This window comes from Lacticaseibacillus thailandensis DSM 22698 = JCM 13996 (assembly GCF_001436135.1).
GTDB lineage: Bacteria > Bacillota > Bacilli > Lactobacillales > Lactobacillaceae > Lacticaseibacillus > Lacticaseibacillus thailandensis.
The window spans coordinates 226,162-251,132 of sequence record NZ_AYZK01000002.1 but is presented as its reverse complement, the minus strand read 5'-3'; the positions used below and the strand labels follow the sequence as shown (position 1 = coordinate 251,132).

The window sequence follows — 24,971 nt, the reverse complement described above, 5'->3', positions numbered from 1 at the left end:
TGCACTATAGTTATTAATTGGTTTGTACCACGTACAAATGACATGAGTGGAGGAAACGATTGATGAAGAAAAAATCAGTATTGCTGGGTACCATGCTGACGACGTTAGTGGGCATATTGGCGGCCTGTGGTACGGGCAAAACCGCGCAAAAGCAGTCCACAGTCACGTACATGCAGACGGACGTGTTGCAGACAATGGACCCAGGCCGCGCCACGGACATTATCTCGGCGCAGAGCCTGACGGATGTTTATGCGGGGTTGTTGCGGTGGAACCACAACCGAATTGAGCCAGACATGGCGGCCAAGATGCCGACCGTGTCTAAGGACCAGAAGACCTACACGTACACTTTGCGTAAAGGCATCAAGTGGAGCGATGGGCATCCAGTCACGGCGGGCGACTTTGTGTACGCTTGGCGTCGGGCCGCGAACCCCAAGACTAAGTCGCAGTACGCCTACATCTTTTCTGGGATCAAAAATGCTGACGCCATCCTGGCGGGGGAGAAAGCCGCCACGACTTTGGGCGTCAGGGCACTTAGTCCGACGAAGCTGCAGGTCAAGCTGGACCGGGTGATGCCGTACTTTAACCAAATGATCACCCTGCAGACGTTCATGCCGCTGGAAAAATCGGTGGTGACGAAGGCCGGTAGCAAGTTCGGTACCAGCAATAAGACGCTGACGTTTAACGGGCCATACCGGCTGCACAAATGGACTGGTTCCGAGAACACGTGGACGGAGACCAAGAACCCGCGGTACTGGGACGCCCAGCACGTCACCATTAAGCAAATCAAGTATCAGGTCGTGAAGGAAAACAATACGGCTTACAACCTGTATAAGGACGGCAAAGTCGACGATATCACGCTGACCGGCAACATGGCCACCCAGGTCAAGCACAATAAGGGTTATCAAATCGTGAAGCAGCCGGGCACCGAGTACTTGGTCCCGAACCTGAAGCGCGTGCCCGCTTTCCGTAATGAGCAGGTGCGCCAGGCGCTGTCGATGGCGCTGAACCGGCCAGAATTCATCAAGCAGGTTCTGGGTGACGGCTCAGTGCCTTCGACGACGGTCGTGCCTGAGAGCATGATGTATAACGCGCAGGGCCAGGACTTTGCGACCGTGGCTGCAAAGGGCGTGACGAATAACCGCTACGACCTGAAGCGGGCCCGGCAGCTGTTTAAGGCGGGGATGCAGGCCAGTGGGCATTCTACCCTGACGTTCACCATTTTGGGTGAGGATACGGACCGGGCCAAGGCGACCTTGGCTTACCTCCAGGCAGCGCTAGAAAAGCTGTCCCAGGATGGTGCCCAGCTGAAGGTGCAGACCAAGTCGGTGCCGTTTAAGACCCGGCTTGCGCTGGTGCAAGCAGGCAACTTTGACATGGTTGCGGATGCTTGGTCAGCGGACTTCCCGGACGCCATCAACTTCTTGGAACAGTTCACGGGTGACGGCAACGATGCGGTCGGCGGTTGGCACGACGCCCGGTACGATGCATTACTGCACGCCTCCAAGACCACGGATGCCACCAACGCACAGAAGCGCTGGCAGGACCTGGTTGCAGCCGACCAGATTTTGGCTAAGACGGATGGCGTCATTCCGCTTTACCAGTCTGGTGCGGTCCACCTACAGAACCCACGGCTGCGGAACGTAAGCGTGAGCCCAAACAGTATGATCTACTGGGAATGGGCGCGGGTGAAGTAAGTACTAGCATGATGTAAACAACCATGAGGATGGATAATAAAATGCACCGCAACTAACTAGCCGAGAAAGGGCTGGTGGTTGCGGTGCATTTTTTGATTTAGGGGGATTCTATTCAGCCATCATGGTTGCTAAATCGTCACCATGCATGAATTCTGGCGTTGGTGTGAGATCGAAGCGCTTTGCAAGTTGTGCCAAGTTCTCATCGGTAATTTCATCGCGGATACGTCCACCCTGCGCGCGGATTGTAGTGAAGATGTTGGCCGCCTTTTCCACGGTTTCAATCAAACCAAATTCCTCATCAATTGAATCGCCAGAAGCAAAGATGCCGTGGTGTGGCCAGAGGACTAGACGGTACTTGGCCATTTTTTTCGCGGTAGCCGCACCGATTTCATTAGTACCTGGAGTCATGTATGGCAGGACGCCAATACCTTCGGGGAATACAACGATCGACTCAGCCTGCATTTTCCAAAGAATACGGCTGATAGTTTTTTCATCGAGTGGCATCGTGAAGGAAAGAGCAATTAAATTAGTTGGGTGGCAGTGCATGACCACGCGTTGCTTATTGTCGACCTTGAGACGTTCAATATGCGTCATCAAGTGAGCCGGAAATTCACTTGTTGGCAAACCACCATCACAGAACCCCCAGAGTAGGTCCACACTATGACCGTCAGGCGTAATACGTACCAGACCTGTATCGCGCTGTGGGTAGTCAATAATGTTCTTGAAGTAACGGCCAGTCCCCGTGACTAGAAAGTAAGTGCCAGCCAATGGGGAGGCATCAAAATCAATCGGGATGTTGCGCAATACTTTGTGCACGTCACCGTACGGTTTGACTTCATCCTCCGTCAACCGGTAACTGACGTTACCACCGTTACGCTCATCCCAGCCGTGCCGATACAGTAGCTGCGTAATTTTGGCCATCTGTTTCACGTAAGGAGACTCTACGAAACTTTGACTGTATTCTGGGTTAAGAAATTGTTGCTTTTCATCCATAATGTTTTCCTCCTCGTGTGATTCAAAAAATTCATAGGATTTGGTGAACTTTTTGGTTCACTTTCAACATCTATGATAAAGCAAGTCTGGACCGATGTAACCGCCTTCAATAACGTTGAAAATAGTTCATCCTGATGTGAACTATTCCTTGAGATTGTTCATAATACGGGCTTTCTTTGCGACTTATTACTACAAATCATTTATTGTGCTGATGATGCGGCGGTCAACACATTACTTGACGTTTTATGAATGCCTATATGAATTATTTTGAATTGAATTGAATGAAATTTTGAGTGCAAAATGGTGTTTTGCCAACAGTCATTGAATGCGCTTACTTGCCCGTATATCACGGTATAATGGCCTTGAAAGCTGATAAAGATAACTCAAATCAGTGGACATAACGAAAGGAAGCCAACATTATGGAAATGATGTTTGAAACAGAACGCCGTGATCTTGCGCACACTGTACGTAAGATGTTCGACCGCCAGGATACTAACGTAGCCGGTGGTAATATGTCGATTAAGGTGTTTGATGAACAAAAGCATCCGTATATACTGATCACCCCAACGTTTATGTCGGAAACTTATTATGCGGAACTACATCCAGCACAGATTTTGGTGGTTGATGCAGATACTGGTGAAAAGATTGATGGCGTTGGGGACCTTACTCGTGAGATTAATATGCACGAGCAAGCCTACCAAGCGCATCCCGGTATTCGTTGCGTTTACCATTCACACGCGCGGGAATCAATGTTCTGGGCCACTATTGGTAAGGACATGCCTAACGTTACCGAAGCAACTCGGGAACTGGGTCGTATCCGTTGCCTGCCATACGCGCCGGCTTGCAGCATGGAGCTTGCAAAAACGGTTCATGATGCACTGGTCACTATGGGAGACAAAGCTATGGAGAATGTCTTCTTGCTCAACAGCCATGGTATCCTCATCACTGCCGCTGAATTGCACATTGCGGCCCGCATTTTGGAGACCCTGGAGTGGAATGCACGCATTGCCTATCAGCAGTCAATCTTCATTAAGTTAGGACTACTGGATGATTATCAGTCCTGTGGGAAGAACTACCGCGAAGCATGTTCAGCGATTCCGCCAATCGCAGTCCCTGGAACTCCGGTTGAATCAACTCGTGTGCCGTTTCCTGAACACCTGACACGTCCAGCTGCAGAGATGCAGAAGGGCGAAAGCTAATAGTACGAATAAAGAAACAGAGGTTGGTTGCAGCTTTCCTTGAAGGCTGCGATCAACCTCTGTTTTTGTTTCCCCAGTGCGTTTCAGCTAAGGGTAATACGATGCCATCCGTTAAAGTTAAACGCAATCATATGTGCTGAGGTGAAAGGACAATGAAGCACTTGAGAGGACGGCCTTGTGTGGCTGAAGTTAGCAACGCTGCGTGGACACTAAAGCACCCACCGCCATTATGACGGTGGGTACTCAATGCTAATGCTAATTTTTGTTAATGACGTGCTGCATCACGCTTGATCATCTCTTGGCGACGCAGCTCGCGCTTACGCTCGCGTTCCTCTACATCAGCCTTAAAAAGTACTGGATATGACTTGAAGTACAAGCCTAAGGTAATGACGCCCATCACGATACAAAAGACGCTATTACCACTCATTAAGGCCACTCCAACGCCAATTACGTCGATGAACAAAAGTAATGAATAAATGATTTTCCGTGCGAGCATGCCATCCACCTACGATTTCTTGTGGTTCTTGTTAACGTCGCTGAAATCTAACCCGTCGATGTCGTCAAGGCTTGTCTTTTCAGCGTCCTTACCCGGCGACTTTTTACTGGTACTACCAAAGTCGAGACCGTCAATATTGTCCAAGTTTGTTGAGTCAGACGTGTCTTCTTCAGCAGATGAATCTGTTTCAGCAGCTACTGCTGAGGCAGCGTTACCAGCGACTGCAGGTGCACCATAACGTTGGCTTGGCAGAGGAATATGGGTCTGATCGTGGTACAGCCAAACGAATACTAGAAGCCAGATAATTGCCGCGGCGATAGCCCACCACTTACCGGCAAAGGCTTCACCGAAGAACATCCGAAAATCTGGGCCTTCAAAGGTGGACCAGGATAGTTGTTGGCCTGCGTGAACTTTAACCGCACCGGTTTGCTTTGCCAAGTTGGTAATAACTGGGGCAAAGAACGTACCACCATAGAGGAAAACTGGGGTGGTGATAAGACCCAAGACAATCATCCGTAGTAAGTTGGCACCAGTAATAAGTAGGGCGGCAACAACGAATGATAGGTTAATGATTCCGGCAAATGGAAGCACCGTGTTGTGCGGTAGGATCATGGCAAAAATCAGCATGACAGGAACCAAAATGATAACAGTTACCCATAGTTCACTACGGCCAGCAAGAATAGGCCAATCTAGCCCGATATAAACTTCACGGCCACTAAAGTGCTTCTGCATGAAGCCACTCATGGCGTCGGCAATCGGCTGCAACGCCTTCATGAATAACTTTGAAATCATTGGGAACAACGTCATGGCAGTAGCTGCTTGAACAGCCAAGTTCAAGGATCCAGATACGGAGTAACCTGCACCAAATCCAAGCAAAACACCAATGATTGCCCCCATGACCGTGTTGTCACCGAGAATACCGATGCGCTTTTGCAAGGCCTCGGCATCAAATGGTTTGTTGAAAATAGGAATGAAGTCCATTAGTCGGTTTAAAGGCTGAAGGATGACCGCAAATAGTGTAACGAAGTGTGGAACGGTAACCCCCGGCATGCCGGTTAGGTCTTCAATGTGGCGATGGAACATGTCACCAGACTTCAGCTCAAGAACAATTTGGATGCTGGCAACGATGAAACCCATGATGGAACTGTGCGTAAAGTACAGAACAACAACGTAAGTGAAGATTTTGTTCCACACGTTCCACATGTCCACGTTTAGTGTTTTCGTTAGCTTAAACGATAGCATGAGGAAGTTAATGATTAGTAGCAACGGGAAGAACAAGAAGGCTGCTTTATAGGTCCAAGTGATGGCTGCCACGCCCGGCCAGCCCATGTCAACCGCATTAAGGCTGAGGTGGAAGGCCTTCGACATAGCCTTACCGGCGGGTGCGATAGCATCGGTCATGTAATTAACAACCAGGGTCATCCCGGAAAACGCAACCCCCAGGGTTAAAGCTGCCATGATGGATTTCTTGAACTTTAAGCCCGCAATTAGTGCCAGAATAAACATAATCAGCGGGACAAATACGGCTGAGCCTAAATTGAGGACGTAATTAACGACCGTTTTTAGTATGTCCATGATATTTTTCCTCCTGAATGTTCAGTTAACTTTGCATGGCCTTTAACGCCTGAATAATCTCGCTGTAAGATTTTTCTGGATTGACGTTCATAAAGATGGGCATGCCGTTTACCATTGCGATGTTGTTCTTTTTAGCAATGTCTTCGAGCTCCTCGTTAGGCTTGGCAATCCAAACGTAAACATCGTAGTCAGGAAGAATACTTGGCAACTGCTTGAAATCCGTCGCCTCAACCTGAACGCCAGTAATGTTGTGCTTCTCGAAGAAACTATTGATCCGACCGACAGTAGCCTCACTGGATGCAACGCCAGACCCACATGCAACAATAATTTTTGCCATAATGTTCACTCTCCTTAAAGAATTAAATTCGCGCTGCGACTAGTTTGTACATGTCTTCAGGGCTGGTAGTCTTCTTAAAGGTGTTGACGAAATCCTCGTCCTGAAGCAAATCTGTAAATTCCTGCAGTAATCCAACCTGTTGACTAGAATCAGTGATTCCGAGGAAGAACATTGTATCCGCATTTTCCTCAGTGTTATAACCCATTTGAAGTACGCTGATTGGTTTTTTAATTTTGACGATTGCTAAAAAGGCCTTATTCACGTTTTCGGGATCTGCGTGCGGAAGCATAACATTGATCAGCGGGAAAACGATGCCTGTGGGAAACTCATCTTCACGACGATTTAGCGCATCTTCATAGGAATCCTTCACGTAGCCTTGAGCTTTGAGCTTAGCCGCTATCTGGTGGAATAAGTCATGCCGATCGGTGGCAGACACATCCAGGAAGATAAGGTCTTGGTTTAACATATCCTTATAACCCATAACGATTCCTCCTTATAATTTCAAATAAATTCAATGATATGAATTTTCTTGGCCGATTGGCCCTTGTTCAGTTTCATGTTAAAGCGCTTACAAGGCCTTTGCAACGCTTTTAGACCGTCAACCTTGTGTTGACAATGGTTCAGGTTGACCACTAGAATGTTCCCATAAAGGTTCAAGATAATTCATGGAGGTATTGCGGCATGCCACAGTCAAAAATGAAACCAGATCGCATCAAGGATATTTTGAATATCCTCAATAAAGAACATCATATTAGTATTGCTGAGCTTAGTAAACGTATTTTTACCAGCAAGTCCACGCTTAGACGGGATCTGATTTCACTCGAAGAAGATAACATTGTTAGGCGGCAATATGGCGTAGTTTATTTGCTGCAAGACAAGAATATTGAGTACACATATTCGCGTCGGGAGAAGGTTCAGGAAAAAGCTAAACGTTATATTTGCGAACTTGCCGTCAAACTCATTCCCAACAATGCGGCTCTCTTTCTCGATGGCAGTTCCACCATCATGTCAATGCCAGACTTGCTGACTGATAAAGTTGGACTACACGTTATTACAAATAATCTTTTTATTGCTAACCGCCTAAATCAAATGACGCCGATTGAAACGGTCATGCTTGGGGGGATTCTTTCACATAAATCGGGGTCGTCGGTTGGTTCTTGGACGATTGAGCAGATTTATAAATTTAAAACCGACTTTGCGCTTTTATCAGCCAGCACCCTTAACCTTGACGGGGTATACAGTGCCGATGCGGAGCAATCCACGCTTAAGTCCGCAATGATTCATAATGCTAAAACTGCGATACTGATGGTTGATCATTCCAAGTTTGACCACAATGACTACATCATGATGAGCAACTATGACGACATTGACGTAATTATTACCGATCAACGTCCAGCTGATAAATATGTCCAGCTGTTTGAGCAAATGGGGATTAAGTTGGTATACGATTAAGAGCCTTATGGATAGTTGCGACTGAACAAATAAAAATGCACCGCAATCACTAGTAGATTTTGCTAGTAGTTGCGGTGCATTTTGTGATCTAGTTACTGAATCAACACGTACTTATATTTATCGCTGCGGATAACTTGTCGCGAAATGTGAAGTGGATGATCGTTTTGGTCATATACAAAGTCACTAATTTGCATGAGTGCAGTTCCACGATCCACTTCCAGAAGAAAGGCCTCCTTGGTGTCTGCCTTTTTGATGTCGAATTTTTTTTGTCCACCTGCTGGGGTTTTACCAAACTTATCATGAAGTACCTGGTAAAGGGATCCGTTCAAATTTTGATTAGCAATTGATGCGAACTCTGGGGTGAAGTAAATGTATTCTACGCAGAACGGGTCGCCGTTCACGTAGCGTAGGCGGGTGACATTAATGAGCTGTGACGCATGGGTGAGGTTGAAAAAATCAGCTTGCTCGGGCGTTGCCTCGAGCTGCTGGATGTCGACTAGCTTAGTCGTGAGCTTGTCACCCATGCTCTTAACGTTGTTAGTCAGACTGAAAAATTGTGAACGCCTGGCTTCGGAACCCATACCCGTTTGGACGAAGGTACCCTTACCGTGAATTTTAACAAGAATGCCCTTATTGACTAGCAAGCGGAGGGCATGACGCACCGTACTGCGACTGTAGCCAGTACTTTGCTGTAACTCCATTTCTGTGGGCAACTGATCACCGGGCAGATACTGTTCATGGTTAATGCTATCAAGTATTTGATTGGCTAGTTGTTCGTACAACGTTAGTGAAGAAGAACTATTAATAACGTTTGCCTCACCCATTGATCACACCTCCACAGTTACTGTCGATAATTCCAGTATACAACAAACGTGGGCAAATTAAGCGCTTTAAAAATTATTCAAGAAAGGGCTTGCATTTTTTTCGCAAAGCGATTATTCTTACGGTGTTTCAAAAAGTTGTATGCTGTTGTATCTTCACGGGAGGACATCATGACTAAAATTCAAGAGGAAACAGATAACATTGTGTCAACAGTATTGAAGAGCAGCGAACAACCCATCACTCGGGTAGTATGGATTGGTGCCGGTGGGTCCTTTGGTGGTTTTTATGCGGCCCAGTACTTTATGACGCGTAACGCGATTGCGGTGACGTCAGAGATGTTTACGAGCAATGAATTTGTTATGTCGCCGCCAGCATATGTTGGCACCAACACGTTGGCTGTGGTTTGCTCGATGCGTGGTACGAAGGAGACTTGTGAGGCGGCCAAGGTTGCCAAGCAGTTAGGCGCGCACGTGGTGGCACTCTACGTGGATCCATCACCCTTAACGGAAGTTGCTGACTTTAAGATTAAGTACGAGAGTTTGGCGCTGGATGAAAGCCGTACCGAATTATCTAACACTAGTATTGCCCTGATGATTGCTATGTCGTTGGTTCAGCATACTGATGGTTATGATGATTACGATGTTGCTATGCAGGCCTTTGACAACGTGGATGCCATCTATCGTCGTGCCGTTGAAGCAACAACGCCGCTAGCCAAGGTGTGGGCTGACCGCAACGCTGAGCGCAAACCAATTTACGTTTTGGGTAGTGGCCCAGCATATGGAGCAGCTTACATTTTTTCTATCTGTAATATTGAAGAAATGCTCCAGATCCCTTCACCAACTACTAATAGCTGTGAATACTTCCACGGCCCATTCGAGACCTTGGACAAAACGACGTCAGTATTCCAGCTGGTATCGGTTGGACGGACACGCGCTGCAGATGAGCGGGCAGTGCGCTTCCTGAAGAAATATGGCGGTGACAATGTTTATATCCTAGATGCCAAAGAAATTGGCCTGAATGATTTGGATGATAAGGTATCTGAATACTTCAATCACGTTATCTTTGCACCCGTATTGAATAATGTATATATGCGTGCCCTGTCAGCACGAATTCAAAAGTCATACTTAACCCGGCGGTATATGTGGAAAATAAATTACTAAATTACGTTACGAGTGGTCGTTAGACCAATTAACTGTTATCAGCAGTCATACCCTCATAGTTGAAAGGCAATGTACCCTGTTGTATTCTTGAAATATAGAAGCGCTTTCAACAAAGGAGGGTTTTGTTGTGTCCGAAGATATTCAAAGTGTGATTTATGATAAATTAGTGTCCATGTGTACAACGGATAACCTTAGCTCTCTGGGCATCACCGCCGATGTTTTTTCAAAGGCACTATCAATCAAACGCAATACGTCGAGTCATTACCTCAACGTGCTGGTCCACGAAGGCAAGGTGATCAAGGTCAACACGCGTCCAGTAGTGTTTTTTGCCCGGTCTGCGGTAGAAAAATATCTAGGCCACCAGTTGAATGAGTCGGTTTTTCCTTCAGTTGACGCCATTTTTCAAGGCCATGATAGTCAAGTTGATCCGATGAGTGCTGTGATTGGATCCAAACAATCCCTCTTTTCACAAATTAAGCGGATGAAGGCGGCGGCTCGCTATCCTGGAGTGGGGCTGCCGGTATTACTAACGGGACCGACTGGTTCGGGGAAGTCCTATCTGGCGCGGGTCTACTATGATTATTGTGTTTATCAAGGTTACCTAGATCAATCTAGTTCATTTGTCCACTTGAATTGTGCGGAGTACGCGGACAACCCGGAGTTGCTGGCAAGCATTCTGTTTGGCTACAAGCGTGGTGCCTATACTGGTGCTGACAAGGATAGTCAGGGGTTGTTTGATCAGGCCGATAACGGAATGCTTTTCCTGGATGAAGTGCACCGTTTGGGCGCTAAGGGTCAGGAAAAGTTGTTCGAGTACCTTGACAACGGTACTATTTCTCCGTTAGGCGAAACCAAGTCAGGACACCAGGTAAATGTACGGCTGATTTTTGCGACAACTGAAAATATTCAAAGCAACTTTTTACAGACGTTCATTCGGCGTATTCCCGTGCAGGTTGAGGTGCCAGGTATTAATGAACGAACGCAGTTTGAACGTGAGAGTCTTACTAAACTGTTTTTCCTGAATCAATCCAAACGCATTAACCGGCCCATCCAGCTCAGCAAGCAAGTGCTAAGTATTCTAACGAGTCAGCATTACGATAGCAATGTTGGTCAGATGAAAAACTATATTACCCTCACGGTAGCGAGCGCTTTGTCCAAGGCGAAAGATGATGCAGGTCCGCTGAAGGTAGTTGTGGGGGACTTGCCGAGTGATATTTGGAGTAACAATGAAACTGAGGGCATCCGTCTACGGCTAAATGGTGATGGTACGTTCATCACGATTCGTCAGGAGATGAGCCTGCAGCAATTAGTCGATGATGATGCTGATCAGGACAATCAGATTCGTTGCATCTTTACCCGTATTGTTGGTTTGTATAATCAGCTGGGTATTTCAGCACAGTTTATGAAGGCCAGTACCGATCTCATCAATACGTTGAGCGACGAAATGATCTTTAGCAACGTGATTGATCGGGGTGAGGTACCACTAGATCTAATGAAGCGCATGATGCAGGCCAAACTTGATTCGTTGGAAGATAGCTTTTCCGTTAAGTTTTCTGGCAACTCACTAGTCGTTATCGCGTACTTCTTTTATTACCGGCAGTTTAACTACTGGGTACTCAGTGCACAAACCCATGCGGTGCTTAACGAAATTAGTACTAAGTTAGCTCAGGACGACGCACGTATCGCGACGTTCACCGATGAAATTATCAAAATGACGCGGTCAGCGTTATCACTGCCAGTAGATGTAGTGGACACATTGTTCTTGCAACTATACTTACATGAAGCCGTGAAGGTGACGAAGGATAATTCTATTCGGTGCTTGGTTTTGGCTCATGGCTATTCCACTGCTAGCAGCATTGCGAACGTCGTTAACCGGTTGGTGGGGTATACGGCGCTTGGGTGCATTGATATGCCACTGGATATTAGCGTCGAGACCATCGGACAAAAAGTTTCCGATTATATTGCTAGTAACCAAATTAGCTCGGGTCTGATTCTCATGGTTGATATGGGGTCACTGTCGGGCATCCACAAGTACATTCACGGGACAATCGATTTTCCTATCGGTATCATTACTAATGTGTCGACGCAATCAGCATTGTCGGTGGTCGACCAGGTGGCCCACCATAAGGCTATTGATGAAATTGTGAAGCACACGGCTCAAACAGTGTACACCGAGGGTCGCACCATTTATCCGCAGGAAGTCAAAAAGAACCTCATTATTACGTGTTGCAATACTGGGATCGGGACGGCCAATCAAATTAAGCAGTTATTAGATAGTAGCTTTGCGGAGAAAATTGACGTGGTGGTGAACGCCTACGAATATAGTTTAGTTAGTGATCCGAACCAGATGGCTGCCATCAAGCGGACATACAATGTGCTTGCCATCGTGGGCACAGTTGATCCGCATGCGGAAGGCATTACGTTTATTCCACTAGAAAAGCTCATTCTGGGTGAAAATTCGGAGGCGCTACTCCACGACTTAGGAGTCGTAGCGGATAAGCATGAAGTGGAGGACATTGTCACCACTATCTTGCACAACTTTACGATTGAACGGGTGCTTAACTCACTAACAATTCTTGACGCGACCGCTGTGATGGACGCAATTGATGTGGTGATGAGTCGGTTCGTCGAATTATCAGGGCAGGTTCTGGGTAATCCGCAACGCATGGCGCTGTACGTGCACATTAGTTGTATGGTTGAGCGCTTGATTCGTAATGAACCGATTACCACTTACGACTGGAAGCATGCCAATATTGACACTAATATTTTTCAGGAGATTAAAAGCGCACTTAGTGTCCTTGAAGCCAAATATAGTGTCACGGTGCCTAAAGCCGAGGTTGCCTATATCTATGACATTATTCATGGAAATTAGCGTCATGAAAGCGTTTTAACGACTTGGGTCCAAATAAAAAAGCGTGTCAGCAAAAACTGGCACGCTTTTTGCTTGTATATAAGTGTAAGGCAATGAGCTCAGGTGTGAGGAACTCACGACCACCAGTAGCACATCCTTAATTACTAGATAAGGGCTAGCGAAGAACGAGGCCCAATAACGACGAAGGGAGGTACGCTTATGCGGATCATTTTGGTCAGTCACGGACGTTTGGCGCTAGGCATGCAGGATACAGTGAAATTTATTATGGGGGACACCCCGAATTTATCAGCTTATGCCGCTTACGTTGATAGTGATGAGAGCAAATATGTTTATGACATTGAAGCGGAACTCACGCAGCATCCCGATGATGAGTTTGTTATTTGTACCGATGTGCTAGGTGGTTCCGTGAATACGACGATGATTCAGTTGTTGAAGGATTACCCAAACGTTGAATTGATTGCCGGAATGAATTTACCGCTGATTTTACAATTGCTGGCTGAAAACACGGTCAAGGACAAGGCAGAACTTGCCAAGGTTGTTGCCTCAGCACAGCAGGCGCTTGTAGATGTTAATAGTTTGTTGGTCGCACAGAAGAGTGGAGAGGAGGATGACTTGTAATGATTAAATTAGTTCGTATTGATCACCGTCTAATGCACGGACAAGTTGTCTTTTCATGGACGAAGTCGTTAGGTATCGAGCGCATCGTGGTTATTGATACCAACACCGCAAATGATGAGTTTAAGCGCATGTCACTCAAGCTTTCTAAACCAGAAGACGTTAAGTTGAGCCTATTTACGGTTGACCAGGCAATTGAGCGTATTCCCAAGATCAAGGCCTTGAAGGACAATACCATGTTGATCTTCGGCAATGTTGGCGAAACGTACACCTTCTTTAAGGCGTTCGGTCCGATTGATGAAATCAATTACGGTGGGATTCTCGATCGGCCAGGTGCTAAGCGCTTTAGCAACGCGATTTACCTCACTGATAAGGAAGTTGAACAAAGCCGCGAGTTGGCTGACATGGGTATTACCTTGTACATGCAGCAAGTACCAACTTCAAAGAAGGAAATTTTGAATAATAAGCTGTCATAATTGCGTTTTGATGTACGGAAAGGAGCGTGAATACCATGTTTATGAAGGCGTTATTGATTGGGATCATCAGTATCATCGCCATGCTCGATTCACGATTGTTCGGGCGTTCCAATCTTGAACGGCCGTTGATTGTTAGTACATTGGTTGGTCTCGTGTTGGGCGATGTCACCAAAGGGCTAATGGTTGGTGCCTCGTTGGAATTGATTTCCATGGGGTTGGTCAATGTTGGTGCTGCCGTAGCAACGGATATGGTGTTGGGTTCAATTATTGCGACTGCCTTTGCTATTCTATCGAACACCTCTGCTCAGGCGGCGTTGACCGTGGCAATTCCAATTGCGGTCTTTGGCCAGTTGCTGGGGATCGTGGTGCGGATGTTGATGTCATCCCTGTCACACATGGCTGAACGGGACATTGAAAAAGGTAAGTTCAAGCGTGTCCTTAGCTACCACATCGTCTGGGGGATGGTCTTCTATTCACTGATGTACTTCATCCCCACGTTTATTGCTATTTACTTCGGTACTGGTGTTGTTAGCGCCATTGTTAAGGAAATTCCGGACTGGCTAACCAACGGGTTGACACTTTCTAGTAAGATCTTGCCAGCATTTGGGTTTGCCCTGTTGATGTCAACGATGCTATCTAAAAAGACGGCGGTATACCTGTTCCTCGGTTTCTTCATCACGGCTTACGCCAACATTTCGGTTACCGGTGTAGCCATCTTCGCTGTATTGCTGGCTCTAGTGGTCAACGAATTCTTGCCGAAGGCTGGTAAGGGTAATGGTACAGCAGCCACGGCCGATTCCACGGATGATAGTGACGATGACGATGACCTTGAGGAACTATGAGGAAAGGAGTGAGCAATCATGGCAGATGAAACTAAAAACATGACCCCGGCACAACGCAAAGCCCTACGCAAAAAGTCCTGGTCGTTTACTTGGCGGTCTTGGGCCATCCAGGCCTCGTGGAACTACGAACGTCAAATGAACATGGGTTTTCTATACGGAATTGCGCCAACTTTGAACCGTTTGTACAGCAAGCCGGAAGACCTGGAGAAGAAGAAGGCAGCTTATCAGCGGCACATGGCTTTCTATAACTGTACGCCGCAAACAAGTTCATTTGTTCTCGGGCTCGTGACTTCGATGGAAGAGGAGTACGCCAAGGATCCGTCATCTCTAGATCCTGATTCTATTAACGCCGTTAAGTCCTCCCTGATGGGTCCACTGTCAGGTGTTGGTGACTCGTTCTTCCAGGGCACGATTCGTATCTTGGCCTTCAGTCTTGGGATTAATCTTGCTCAACATGGTAGCATCTTAGGACCAATCCTCGCGATGGTAATTTCCTTGATTCCATCGTTTGCCGTTACTTACTGGGGTGGTCAATTCGGTTATACCGCCGGCAAGAAATACTTGAAGATTTTGACCGGTGGTGGCTTGATGAACCGCGTGATGTACCTGGTTAATATTGTTGGTCTGATGGTTATTGGAGCGATGATTGCCAGCATGATTGGTATTACGACGCCAATCAAGGTTGGTACGGCCTTCAACCTGCAGAAGACGCTGAATAGTATCTTCCCGCAGATGATTCCGTTGGCCTTTACGTTCCTGATGTACTGGATGCTCCGGAAGAAGGTCGGTACTGGTTGGATTCTGCTCTTCTGTATCGGCGGCGGCATTCTGTTGAGCGTTCTGGGAATCTTTGCTTAGTTTATTTTCATTAATTTGGATGCGGTTGGTTAGAAACCAAATCAAAAATCTATAGGAGGAATTACATTATGAGTACTTTGTCACCTAAGGAAATTATTGCAGCTATTAAGAAGGACCACAGCGATATCAACCAAGTTTTGTTTGTTGGTTGTGGTGCGTCAATGTCTGATTTGTATCCTGGCTACTACTTCACCCTACACGAAACTAAGAGTGTGCGGACTGCGATTATTACCGCAAACGAGTTCAACTATGATGCACCAAAGAACATTGACGATAAGACCATCGTGATTACCGCTTCCCTTGGTGGTACGACTCCAGAATCTGTTGAAGCGACGAAGAACGCGACGAAGTGGGGTGCTAACGTCATTGCTCTTTCCAACAATCCTGACGCTCCAATTCTCAAGGCGGCTGAGTACAACATCCTCCACGGCTTCCACGAAAGCTACTCCGCTAAGGTCCAGAAGATGACTAACGCGTTGAAGTTAGCCGTTGAAATTAAGAACCAGTTTGAAGGCTATGATTACTATGACGAGGCCCAGACCGCCTTTGATGGTCTGTACGACCTGATTGATGAGCAGGTTAAGCATGTAGGCCCAGAGGCCAAGAAGTTTGGTGAATTGTACAAGAACGATTCCACGATTCACGTACTGGCCAGTGGTGCTACTTGGGGCGTTGGCTATGCAACTGGTAGCTTCCTGTTTGAGGAAATGCAGTGGATCACGGCGCCAGTACACAACTCCGGTGAATACTTCCACGGCCCATTCGAACTGACGGAAAAGGATGCGCCATACCTGCTGTTTGCTAACGATGGGAGTACACGGCCGATGGACATGCGGGCGCTGACCTTCCTGCAGCGGTTCGATGCCAAGATTACTTTGGTTGACGCTAAGGACTTTGGCCTGTCAGCTATCGCTGGTCCGCACGTCATTGATTACTTCAACCCAATGCTGTTGACTGGTGTCTTCCGCGCCTACGCTGAGGAATTAGCCGCAAAGCGTGACCACCCACTTTCCAAGCGTCGTTACATGTGGAAGTTAACTTACTAATAGCGGAAATTGATAGTGTTTCACCAGTCAAGGAGCGGCAACTGCCGCTCCTTCTGGTGGTTTTGGGGTCACATTGCTAGCACTCTGGGTACTGATTGTTTAAACGAAAGGAGAGGCTACGTGGATGCAGGCCACGTGGCGAAAAGTCTATATGTTTACAGGAGTTATTTTCGACATGGATGGCGTTCTGGTTAACAGCGAACAGTTCTACTTTGATCGGCGCATGCAGTTCTTTCGTGAAAAAAATCTGCACCCAGGTTCCACCGATATTCGGGACTATTTGGGCATGTCCAACGAACAAGTTTGGTCCGCGCTCGTACCTGATGATGAGCGGCGTCAGCAGTTGCATAAAGAATATTTGCCCTATCAGGCTAGCCACCCAATCGATTATGCCCGGTTTATGTTTCCGGGGGTTAAACCATTGTTACGGTATTTGAAGGGGCATCATGTGGCAGTAGGATTGGCATCCGCTGGCATTTACGGTGATATTTATCGTATGCTAGATGAATGTCAAATCACCCAGTACTTTACGGAGGTACTGAGTGGTGAAGAAGTACCGCATAATAAGCCGGAACCTGATATTTATTTGCGGATGGTGGAATTGTTGAGCATACCTGCAGCCAACTGCCTAGTTATTGAAGACAGTACCAACGGTATCGCGGCCGCCAAAGCTGCGGGGTTGACTACCTGGGCGATTGATCAGTCTGAGTACGGAGTGGATCAGTCGCGTGCTGACCGGATCGTTGGTAGCTTAGATGAGGTACGTAAGTCGTTGAAATAACACTAGCGAGGGGGCTAAACCATGAAACTAGAACAATCGATTCGACAGAGCCAGCGGTTGCTGCTGTCACAAACCATGCAGCAGTCACTCAAGGTGCTACAAATGGATGGGTTTAGCCTGCGTGAATACCTTAATGACTTAAGTATGAGTAACCCGTTGGTTGATGTGCCGGCATCTAGTGACATTGACGTTTCCAACTTTGAACCCGGTACGGCGTCAACCTACGACAATCTTTACGATTATTTGAACATGCAAGTTGAGTTGAGGTATAGCGATAAACCACTACGCAAAGTGGTGACGGCATTAATCCAGAATTTAGACCATGATGGGTTGCTACAGGTGGATGAGGAACGTTTCATTGCAGAACAGGGCATCAACCAGGTACAGTTTCTTGACGCCTTGACCCTCTTACAGTCGCTAGATCCGCCTGGTGTTGGCGGCCGTACACTCCAAGAGGTGCTGGTTGTTCAAGCGCGGATGTTACCGGACTGCCCACCACTAGTAACGGAGATTTTGACCAACCATTATTGGAATTTCCTGCATAATGATGTACACCGTATTCTAACTACGACTGATGCGACCGTGGATGAATTTCTGCAGGCTAAGGCGATCATTGGTGGATTTACTGCGCATCCCGGAGCCGGTTTTGGGGATGAGCAGACACAGTACCGTATTCCTGACATTAAGGTGCGTCCCAATGAGGGTGGTTATCGGGTTTACCTGACCAAGGCCGGTCGACCGCAACTGGTTTTTAATACCGATGAGTATGATGAACTGCGTCAGCGTGGGGACGAACAGTTACAGAGTTACCTGGGCAATTTGGCCGAGGAATATCACTCCGTCAAGCGCATCCTCCAACGCCGTGAAGACACCATCGGGCTGGTAGCCCAGTATGTCGTCGGGGTGCAATGGCCCTACCTCAATCGTGAGCAGGGTTTCATCAATGAGCTTTTGCTGCGTGATGTGGCAAGTGCGGTTGGTGCATCCGAATCGACTGTAAGTCGGGCTTTGAAGGATGAATATATTGATAGTCCCCGTGGTGTATTACCGATGAATTCATTACTGACCCGGCGTAGTACAAGCAAAGAAGAGCATTCGGCTGACAACGAACTCATGCATGGTATACGGACAATTGTTGAAGGTGAGGACCCCCAGAAGCCGTTGAGTGATCAAAAGATAGCGGATGCTTTAGAAAAGCAGGGTATCAAGATTGCTAGACGCACGGTGGCCAAGTATCGGGGCGTAATGGGGATTGCGGATAAAAAGATGCGCAAGAAGTAGTGGTGGCTAAAATGGCAATGATTAATCCAAAAGTACGGCAAGTAAAAATCTGGCGGAAATTAGCAATTTCGGTACTGTACGGGCTGAGCTTAAGTTTAGCGTTGAACTTATTTTGGCAACCGGGTCATATCTCGGCTGGGGGTGTAACCGGTGTAGCCCAAGTTATTGCGATCATCTTCCGTCGCTTCCTGAATTTTCGGGTGGCAGGGGTGTCGACAACTGCAGTGATGAATACTGCTAACCTCTTCTTTATCCTCAACGTTCCCTTAATTTGGATGGCTTGGAAAGAGATTGGTCGTGAGTTTACGGCCTTCACGTTGATTACCGTTGTTAGTTCATCGATATTGATCAATATGACGACTGGTCTAGCACCATTGACGCGCGACCCGATGATTTGTGCTATTTTTGGAGCAGTTATCAATAGTGCAGCAATCGGTCTGGCGTTGCGTAATGGTTTGTCCAGTGGTGGTACGGACATTGTGGGGATGTTGCTCCACAAGTATTACAACGTGTCAGTTGGGTCGGTCAGCATCGCGGTCAACGCGGTCGTTGTTATTGTAACGGGTTTCCTAGAGGGTTGGCCGCACGCCCTTTATTCGGTCATCGCTATTTTTGTCGGGGGTCGTGCTATGGACTTCCTGTACACGCGACAGCAGCGATTACAGGTCATGATTGTGACGGACCAAAGCAAGGCTGACGACCTACTAAAGGCAGTTCACCAAGAGATGCGCCATGGTATTACCGTGTTTAAGGACACTGAGGGTGGTTATAAGCACGAAAGTAAGACGGTATTGTTGACCATTATTTCACGGGCAGAGTTTCATGATCTCGAGGAGACCATTCGAGCACACGATCGGAATGCTTTTATTTCCAGCACTAAGGTGGTGGAAATGGCAGGAAGGTTTATTGAGCCAGCGGTGGAATAGAATAAATTAATATAAGGAGAAGGATTCGCGTAGTTAAGGCCTGACTGTCGATAATGGTAGTGAGGGGTCTTGCACGGATCCTTTTTGTGGGTCTCCGTCAAATGCTGTTGGTTTCAATATTTTCAAATTGCCGAGGTTTTCCATTTTGGAAAACCTTTTTGTTATCTAGGCGACTAGTTGGTAAATACGATCGAAAAAGTTTTGTTGGTTCTTAAAGCCAAAACAGTTACGTTTCAAGGATTTGATCAGGCAGTTCTCGCCCCCCAATCAGGCCATTGCTACAGGGACTGGTGGTGGCTACTAGCACATTCTGGCGTTTTTGTCTTAGTGTCGCCATCTGTCCACTGCGTTGCCGGTGTTGCGGTATGTATCCAGGACCCGCCAGAAAGCTATTGTATTGCCTGACATTAGAGCATTATGTAGATTGAGGTAGGCTTCGTAGACCGTTTGTAGTTGAAGCTGATGATCAAGACCAAAATCAAAGGCTCTCTGCTCGGTCATATATTCATTGATTCCGAACAGAAAGTGCAACCGTCGGGCGTCAGGGTCAGTCTTATGGAATAAGCGCCACTGGGACTTAAGCACCTTGTATTGCAAGGTGTGGGAGTCATCAATCTGTTTGAGGACCACAATCCGGGTTTGGCCAAGGGCATGACCTAGTAATTTCGCGATGTAAAAGCAATTAATAACGATGCGGACATTCGGAAAGACCGCTTTGATAAAGCGCCAGAATCGTGGGCATTTCAGTCGCTTCTGGGATCTTAACCCGCGTTAATTCATGCCCGTTGCGTTGGCGATTCGCAAACCCACAATTCTGACAACGTCTGGGCGGGTAAGATAGTTCACAGTAAATGACGTGGACTTGGCAGGTAACGTCCCGAGAGGATCGTTTTTCGTTACTTGCTGCAGTGACGTTGATGTTAGTATTTGGTATTCCTAGAATAGACAGTATTAGATCGTTTTGGAACATTGATCGATAGTTCGCTTGTTGTTTGTTTGATTGCATAGAGGGACAGCGTGGTTAGCCAATGGGTTGCCCTTTTATTTTGCCAAAATTGTCATTAAAAATAGGGCCCACACTCGCTGCGTTGGTAGACACCAACAGTAGAAAGTGTAGACCTTTTTTTGTTACCTACTCACTTATTGAATGTGTAAGCACTCAAAATACATGTTGACACGTTCTGGAAAACGGTTACAATAAAAAATGTAGTAAGACGTATTGAGACGTATTAAGGAGGAGCAAAATGATCAAGACAAGCGAAATTGTTAAACGGATTCTTCAGCACAACGAGGGCAAAATTAACTCAGTTTACTTCGTGGCAGCTGGTGGCTCATTGGTCGATATGTATGTTTCCTATTACTTCCTACAAGCAGAAAGTACCACACTTACAACGGGTTGGTATACTTCAAACGAATTTGTTCATGTTCAGCCAAAGCGTTTGGGCGCTAATTCAATCGTATTTGTTTGCTCGCACAGTGGTAGTACGCCAGAATCCGTGGAGGCAGCGCATGTTGCCCAACAAGCGGGAGCAGTCACAGTAGGGCTGACGTTCAATGCTAAGGCTGAGTTACTTAAGTATTCTGACGAAAAAATTGTTTACGAGTGGGGTAATGAACGCGAAGTTGTTAACAATCCGATGGCCATTATGTTGGACATGTCTGCACAAATTTTGGCTGGTCTTGAGGGCTACGACCAGTTGCCTGCATTCAGGGATGCTTTTGCCAAGATTGATACTATTGTGGACAATGCCATTGATCAAGTTCAGCCACGGACGAAGGCATTTGCAGATAAGTATGCTCATGAGAAAATGTTCTACATTTTGGGGAGTGGCCCATCCTTTGGGCATGCTTATGGCTTCGCAATTTGCAGCCTGATGGAAATGCAGTGGTTGGATGCAGCGCCAATTCACTCAGGCGAATATTTCCACGGACCATTTGAGGTTACCGACAAAAATAAGCCATATATTGTATTGGAAAGTGTTGGCCGTACGCGTCCGCTCGATGAACGTGCTCTCAAGTTCTTACACAAGTATGCTGAAAAGGTTGAGGTTGTTGATGCAAAGGAATTGGGCCTGGACATGATTGATAGTAAAGTGGCTGAGTTCTTCAACCCAATTCTCTTCTATACTATTCTCAGTGAGTACCGTGCAAAGCTGGCGGATAAACGTGACCATTCACTAGACGTTCGCCGCTATATGGGCAAGGTGCCATACTAAAAAAGGTTATTTGGGGGAACAATAATTATGAGCGCACGGGTGACGAAGTATGAGCAGGTAATGACTAGCATCCGGCAGAAGATACTATCAGGGGAATACTTCGTTGGTAGCCAATTACCAAGTGAGCCACAACTACAAAAACAATACGGTGTTAGCCGCGTGACTATACGGCTTGCGGTAGACGGATTGGTTAAGGATGGCCTAGTAGAGCGGGTTCAAGGCAAAGGTAGTTTTGTTCAAAGGCCACAACGGGTTAGTCGTCTGGTGCGCGAGAGTTCAGTTGAAAGCTTTTCCAAAGTGGCACTAGCAAGTGGCTTTCACCCACAAACAAAAGTTTTAAAGGTAGAGCGGGTAGTTGCTACCGCTGCATTGCAAAGTAAATTTAATGTTGATGTCACTGGTTTGTTGCATACTGTCCGGTTACGTTTTTTGGATCAAGATCCAATCTTTTTGGAAAATAATTATTATCCGTTACCGCGATTTGCCACACTAGGCGATTACGATTTAAATGGTTCCCTGTATGAAATTTTTCGGGAGCATTTTGGAATTACTAGTCTGGATTCTGACGATACCACTTTGAGTGTTGTGACAGCCGATGTAGAAACAGCCAAATTATTGCAACGTTCGGTTGGTTTTCCCCTATTTTCGATGAAGACTGAGATATTTGATCAGAATAAGAAAATTGTGCAATACGGTGAGCAGTTGATAGTGTCAGACAGATATCAATTCAAGATTTAGTAAAAGGAGGGATGACTAATGATTAAATTTATACGGGTGGACCATCGATTGTTACATGGTCAAACAGCCCTGTCGTGGTATGGTGCGACTCATGCTAATTGTGTATTAATTGCTAACGATGATGTGCCTAATGATCCTATTCGTAAAGCCACAACTAAAATGGCACGGCCAGTAGGGGCTAAGTTGGTCATCATGCCAATTCAAAAAAGTATTGATCAGATTAACAGTGGCATTGCCGATAAATATGACATCATGATTGTGGTTGAGAGCATCCATGATGCTTACCGTTTGATTTCAGGTTTGAAGGATAAGCCTGAAAGCTTAAATCTTGGTGGCACCAAGAAGACCGATGACACTGAAAACATTTCCACGGCGGTTAATGTGACCGCGCAAGATAAGGTTGAGCTTAAGAAATTGTCAACTAGTGGCGTCAAAGTATACATCCAACAAGTTCCCACGGCGGCTTCGAAAACCGTCGACTTCTGAAAGAGGTGAGCGAAATGCTTTTGAAGACACTATTAATTGGGCTGGTGGCCCTCATCGGCTATGGCGAGTATTACCTTACTGGACGTGGCCAGGTAGCGCGTCCAATAGTAATTGGTCCGCTCACTGGACTGGTGCTTGGCCACTTGACGACGGGTATTGAAGTTGGGGCTGCCTTGGAGTTAGCCTACATTGGCGTGATTGAAATTGGTGCTTCGGTTCCACAGGACATGGTTTCCTCTGGAGTTCTAGGGACGGTGTTTGCAATTTCTACTGGTAAGGGCATCTCGGCAGCTCTGACGTTTGGGTTGCCATTGTCCATGCTGGTTCTGTTGGTGCAAAACTTGGCCTATGTATTCATTGCTCCTCTGTATGTGGCTAAATGTGATCAATATGCACGTGAGGGCAAGCCCAGGAAGTTAAGCTTGATGGCTTTTTGGGGTGGCACGTGCGTCAATTTCGTTCCCTCAGCCATTTTAATTATGCTTGCTTATTACTTTGGTACCGGGTTTTCATCCGCCATTGTTGGTTTCATTCCAAAATTTGTTCAGGATGGCCTAGTGGTTGCCAGTGGGCTTTTACCAGCGTTTGGGTTTGCTATGCTAATTCAGCAAATTTTGCGTAAAGAAATCGTGCCGTACTTAATCCTAGGCTTTGTATTAGCGGCTTACCTTAAGGTTCCAATTATTGGCATCGCCATTATTGGTATGGTGATCATTATGATCATGTACTACAACGAGAAGAAAAATAAGGCTTCACAGCAGCAAGTTTTGGGAGGTTCAGATGATGAAGACGACACAGACAGCTTCTAATTCCCCAGTAAGACGAAGTCTACGTTCAGTATTTTGGCGCACCTTCACCATGGGCGCGTCATGGGAGTACACCCGGCAAATGGCAACGGGGTACGCCTATGCCATGACACCAGCACTGCGCGCAATTTATAAGGATGATAATAACGCAATGTCACAGGCGTTAACGCGACACATGCAATTTTTCAACATTACCAACGTTTTTGCACCCATTACCCTTGGAACATCCATCGCAATGGAAGAGGAAAATGCACGTAATGAGGATTTCGATCCCGCTCTAATTAACAACGTTAAAGTCAGCCTGATGGGCCCACTGTCAGCGGTTGGTGATTCCCTAATTCTCACCACGTGGCGCATTATTTGTACGGGGTTATCAATTGCCTTGTGTAAGGCGGGAAATGTTTTTGGCCCAATTCTATTTCTGCTGGCCTACAATGTGCCCACAACAATCATTCGGTATTTTGGTCTCAAACTGGGATATGAACAGGGAACCAACTTGATGCAACGAATGAGTGATTCAAATATCATTCAAAGCATTTCGGAAAAAGCCTCAATTCTAGGGATGATGGTTGTTGGTGCCATGATACCTAGTTACGTTGTGGTTAATTCGCCAATAACGATTGGCAGTGGGAAGACAGCCATGTCCTTGATCAAGACATTGAACCAAATTATTCCCTCACTCTTACCAGTTCTGGCCACATTGGCTGTTATGTGGATGTTAAAGAAGAAGTGGAATGTTGGTTGGATCCTGGTGGCAATTATTGCTGTCAGCATTTTGGGTACCTGGTTGAAGATTTTATCGGTTTAAAAGTGCAAATAGTAAAGCCTCGCCCTCCCTGGGCGAGGCTTTTATGTCCTCCGTATGTGTGGGGCAGCCCTTAGGGTGGCTACTAGTGACTACCTATTCAACGACTATCTATAAGGAGTGGGCTGTTCTAATAGTAGGCGCCAACCTTTGGTCAAAGCACGGGCGCGATTGTGCTGACTATCATATTTGTATTTAGTCTCAATTATTCGGGTTACTAACGTATTAACCCGTTGATGCTGATACCAAAGCTCATAACGGTTGCCCTGCGGGACTGCGGGGAGGTTGGTTGTGTCTGCAAAAGAGAGACAGGCTCGGTATTCTTGATGAACAAATTTATACAAACCAGCCGTTTGGCGAAGTAAAGGGGCAAGATGGTCTTCTTGCATCGTGGTGGTGAAAGCGATGGTACGAACGGCATTTATCTTGTTAAAATTTAGCCTTACGCGTAGATGGCGTTGACGATAAACTCCATGGTAAAAGCCGGTAGGTGAC

The 24,971-nt window shown here is 46.6% G+C and carries 25 protein-coding genes; 18 read left to right on the top strand and 7 right to left on the bottom strand.

Annotated features, from left to right (window positions below; all coding sequences use genetic code 11):
- Positions 1-62 precede the first annotated feature (62 nt).
- Positions 63-1,694 carry a peptide ABC transporter substrate-binding protein gene (locus tag FD19_RS04740; RefSeq protein ID WP_056969243.1) on the top strand — a complete coding sequence of 544 codons (1,632 nt, stop codon included), beginning with the start codon at positions 63-65 and terminating at the stop codon, positions 1,692-1,694.
- 108 nt (positions 1,695-1,802) lie between these two features.
- Here FD19_RS04740 and rhaD read toward each other — a convergent pair whose 3' ends face one another.
- Positions 1,803-2,687, bottom strand: coding sequence for a rhamnulose-1-phosphate aldolase (gene rhaD / locus FD19_RS04735; RefSeq protein ID WP_056969242.1), 885 nt, complete (start codon positions 2,685-2,687; stop codon positions 1,803-1,805).
- A gap of 419 nt (positions 2,688-3,106) precedes the next feature.
- Here rhaD and FD19_RS04730 point away from each other — a divergent pair, with 419 nt between their 5' ends.
- Complete coding sequence (locus FD19_RS04730; RefSeq protein ID WP_054749822.1) at positions 3,107-3,886, top strand: class II aldolase/adducin family protein; 780 nt, start codon at positions 3,107-3,109, stop codon at positions 3,884-3,886.
- A 265-nt stretch (positions 3,887-4,151) separates the two neighbouring features.
- On the opposite strand, the gene FD19_RS04725 is transcribed toward FD19_RS04730, so the two are convergent.
- The 4 genes from FD19_RS04725 to FD19_RS04710 are packed head-to-tail and all read right to left on the bottom strand — an operon-like array spanning position 4,152 to position 6,775.
- The gene (locus FD19_RS04725; RefSeq protein WP_054749824.1) at positions 4,152-4,382 is read right to left on the bottom strand and encodes a hypothetical protein; all 231 of its coding nucleotides are present in this window, start codon (positions 4,380-4,382) and stop codon (positions 4,152-4,154) included.
- Between the two features lie 9 nt (positions 4,383-4,391).
- Positions 4,392-5,957 (bottom strand): PTS galactitol transporter subunit IIC, encoded by a 1,566-nt coding sequence (locus FD19_RS04720; RefSeq protein WP_056969241.1) that lies wholly within the window; start codon positions 5,955-5,957, stop codon positions 4,392-4,394.
- Between the two features lie 25 nt (positions 5,958-5,982).
- Positions 5,983-6,294, bottom strand: coding sequence for a PTS sugar transporter subunit IIB (locus FD19_RS04715; RefSeq protein WP_054749826.1), 312 nt, complete (start codon positions 6,292-6,294; stop codon positions 5,983-5,985).
- Between the two features lie 22 nt (positions 6,295-6,316).
- The gene (locus FD19_RS04710; RefSeq protein ID WP_056969240.1) at positions 6,317-6,775 is read right to left on the bottom strand and encodes a PTS sugar transporter subunit IIA; all 459 of its coding nucleotides are present in this window, start codon (positions 6,773-6,775) and stop codon (positions 6,317-6,319) included.
- Positions 6,776-6,975: 200 nt separating this feature from the next.
- Between FD19_RS04710 and FD19_RS04705 the strand changes: the two genes are divergently transcribed.
- Positions 6,976-7,746 carry a DeoR/GlpR family DNA-binding transcription regulator gene (locus FD19_RS04705; protein ID WP_054749828.1) on the top strand — a complete coding sequence of 257 codons (771 nt, stop codon included), beginning with the start codon at positions 6,976-6,978 and terminating at the stop codon, positions 7,744-7,746.
- 92 nt (positions 7,747-7,838) lie between these two features.
- Here the strand turns inward: FD19_RS04705 and FD19_RS04700 are convergent, their stop codons facing one another.
- Positions 7,839-8,570, bottom strand: coding sequence for a GntR family transcriptional regulator (locus tag FD19_RS04700; protein ID WP_056969239.1), 732 nt, complete (start codon positions 8,568-8,570; stop codon positions 7,839-7,841).
- A gap of 168 nt (positions 8,571-8,738) precedes the next feature.
- Here FD19_RS04700 and FD19_RS04695 point away from each other — a divergent pair, with 168 nt between their 5' ends.
- From FD19_RS04695 to FD19_RS04650, 10 genes are all read left to right on the top strand, one after another.
- Positions 8,739-9,728 carry an SIS domain-containing protein gene (locus tag FD19_RS04695; RefSeq protein ID WP_056969238.1) on the top strand — a complete coding sequence of 330 codons (990 nt, stop codon included), beginning with the start codon at positions 8,739-8,741 and terminating at the stop codon, positions 9,726-9,728.
- Between the two features lie 127 nt (positions 9,729-9,855).
- Positions 9,856-12,600, top strand: coding sequence for a sigma 54-interacting transcriptional regulator (locus tag FD19_RS04690; protein WP_056969237.1), 2,745 nt, complete (start codon positions 9,856-9,858; stop codon positions 12,598-12,600).
- A gap of 198 nt (positions 12,601-12,798) precedes the next feature.
- Positions 12,799-13,218, top strand: a complete 420-nt coding sequence (locus FD19_RS04685; RefSeq protein ID WP_054749838.1) for a PTS sugar transporter subunit IIA — start codon at positions 12,799-12,801, stop codon at positions 13,216-13,218.
- Positions 13,218-13,691 carry a PTS sugar transporter subunit IIB gene (locus FD19_RS04680; RefSeq protein WP_054749840.1) on the top strand — a complete coding sequence of 158 codons (474 nt, stop codon included), beginning with the start codon at positions 13,218-13,220 and terminating at the stop codon, positions 13,689-13,691. Before FD19_RS04685 ends, FD19_RS04680 begins: the two co-directional genes overlap by 1 nt.
- A 35-nt stretch (positions 13,692-13,726) precedes the next feature.
- Positions 13,727-14,533 (top strand): PTS mannose/fructose/sorbose/N-acetylgalactosamine transporter subunit IIC, encoded by an 807-nt coding sequence (locus FD19_RS04675; protein ID WP_054749842.1) that lies wholly within the window; start codon positions 13,727-13,729, stop codon positions 14,531-14,533.
- 18 nt (positions 14,534-14,551) lie between these two features.
- The gene (locus tag FD19_RS04670) at positions 14,552-15,391 is read left to right on the top strand and encodes a PTS system mannose/fructose/sorbose family transporter subunit IID (RefSeq protein WP_082383806.1); all 840 of its coding nucleotides are present in this window, start codon (positions 14,552-14,554) and stop codon (positions 15,389-15,391) included.
- Positions 15,392-15,456: 65 nt separating this feature from the next.
- Positions 15,457-16,437, top strand: a complete 981-nt coding sequence (locus FD19_RS04665) for an SIS domain-containing protein (protein WP_202813245.1) — start codon at positions 15,457-15,459, stop codon at positions 16,435-16,437.
- Positions 16,438-16,561: 124 nt separating this feature from the next.
- Positions 16,562-17,218 (top strand): HAD-IA family hydrolase, encoded by a 657-nt coding sequence (locus FD19_RS04660; RefSeq protein ID WP_082619503.1) that lies wholly within the window; start codon positions 16,562-16,564, stop codon positions 17,216-17,218.
- Positions 17,219-17,239: 21 nt separating this feature from the next.
- Positions 17,240-18,499 (top strand): RNA polymerase factor sigma-54, encoded by a 1,260-nt coding sequence (gene rpoN, locus FD19_RS04655; RefSeq protein WP_056969236.1) that lies wholly within the window; start codon positions 17,240-17,242, stop codon positions 18,497-18,499.
- Positions 18,500-18,516: 17 nt separating this feature from the next.
- Positions 18,517-19,425 (top strand): YitT family protein, encoded by a 909-nt coding sequence (locus FD19_RS04650; RefSeq protein WP_082383842.1) that lies wholly within the window; start codon positions 18,517-18,519, stop codon positions 19,423-19,425.
- 324 nt (positions 19,426-19,749) lie between these two features.
- Here FD19_RS04650 and FD19_RS10025 read toward each other — a convergent pair whose 3' ends face one another.
- Positions 19,750-20,172, bottom strand: coding sequence for a transposase (locus tag FD19_RS10025; protein WP_082383807.1), 423 nt, complete (start codon positions 20,170-20,172; stop codon positions 19,750-19,752).
- A 497-nt stretch (positions 20,173-20,669) separates the two neighbouring features.
- On the opposite strand from FD19_RS10025, the gene FD19_RS04645 reads away from it, so the two are divergent.
- Genes FD19_RS04645 through FD19_RS04625 form a run of 5 tightly spaced genes read left to right on the top strand, consistent with a single transcriptional unit; the run spans position 20,670 to position 24,479 of the window.
- Positions 20,670-21,641 (top strand): SIS domain-containing protein, encoded by a 972-nt coding sequence (locus tag FD19_RS04645; RefSeq protein WP_056969235.1) that lies wholly within the window; start codon positions 20,670-20,672, stop codon positions 21,639-21,641.
- A 27-nt stretch (positions 21,642-21,668) separates the two neighbouring features.
- A complete protein-coding gene (locus tag FD19_RS04640; RefSeq protein WP_056969234.1) occupies positions 21,669-22,379 on the top strand; it encodes a GntR family transcriptional regulator in 711 nt (236 codons plus the stop codon).
- A gap of 18 nt (positions 22,380-22,397) precedes the next feature.
- Positions 22,398-22,865 (top strand): PTS sugar transporter subunit IIB, encoded by a 468-nt coding sequence (locus tag FD19_RS04635; protein ID WP_056969233.1) that lies wholly within the window; start codon positions 22,398-22,400, stop codon positions 22,863-22,865.
- Positions 22,866-22,879: 14 nt separating this feature from the next.
- Positions 22,880-23,674: a PTS mannose/fructose/sorbose/N-acetylgalactosamine transporter subunit IIC gene (locus FD19_RS04630; RefSeq protein WP_056969232.1), complete on the top strand. Its 795-nt coding sequence runs from the start codon at positions 22,880-22,882 to the stop codon at positions 23,672-23,674.
- Complete coding sequence (locus FD19_RS04625; RefSeq protein ID WP_225353456.1) at positions 23,646-24,479, top strand: PTS system mannose/fructose/sorbose family transporter subunit IID; 834 nt, start codon at positions 23,646-23,648, stop codon at positions 24,477-24,479. Before FD19_RS04630 ends, FD19_RS04625 begins: the two co-directional genes overlap by 29 nt.
- Positions 24,480-24,971: the final 492 nt, after the last annotated feature.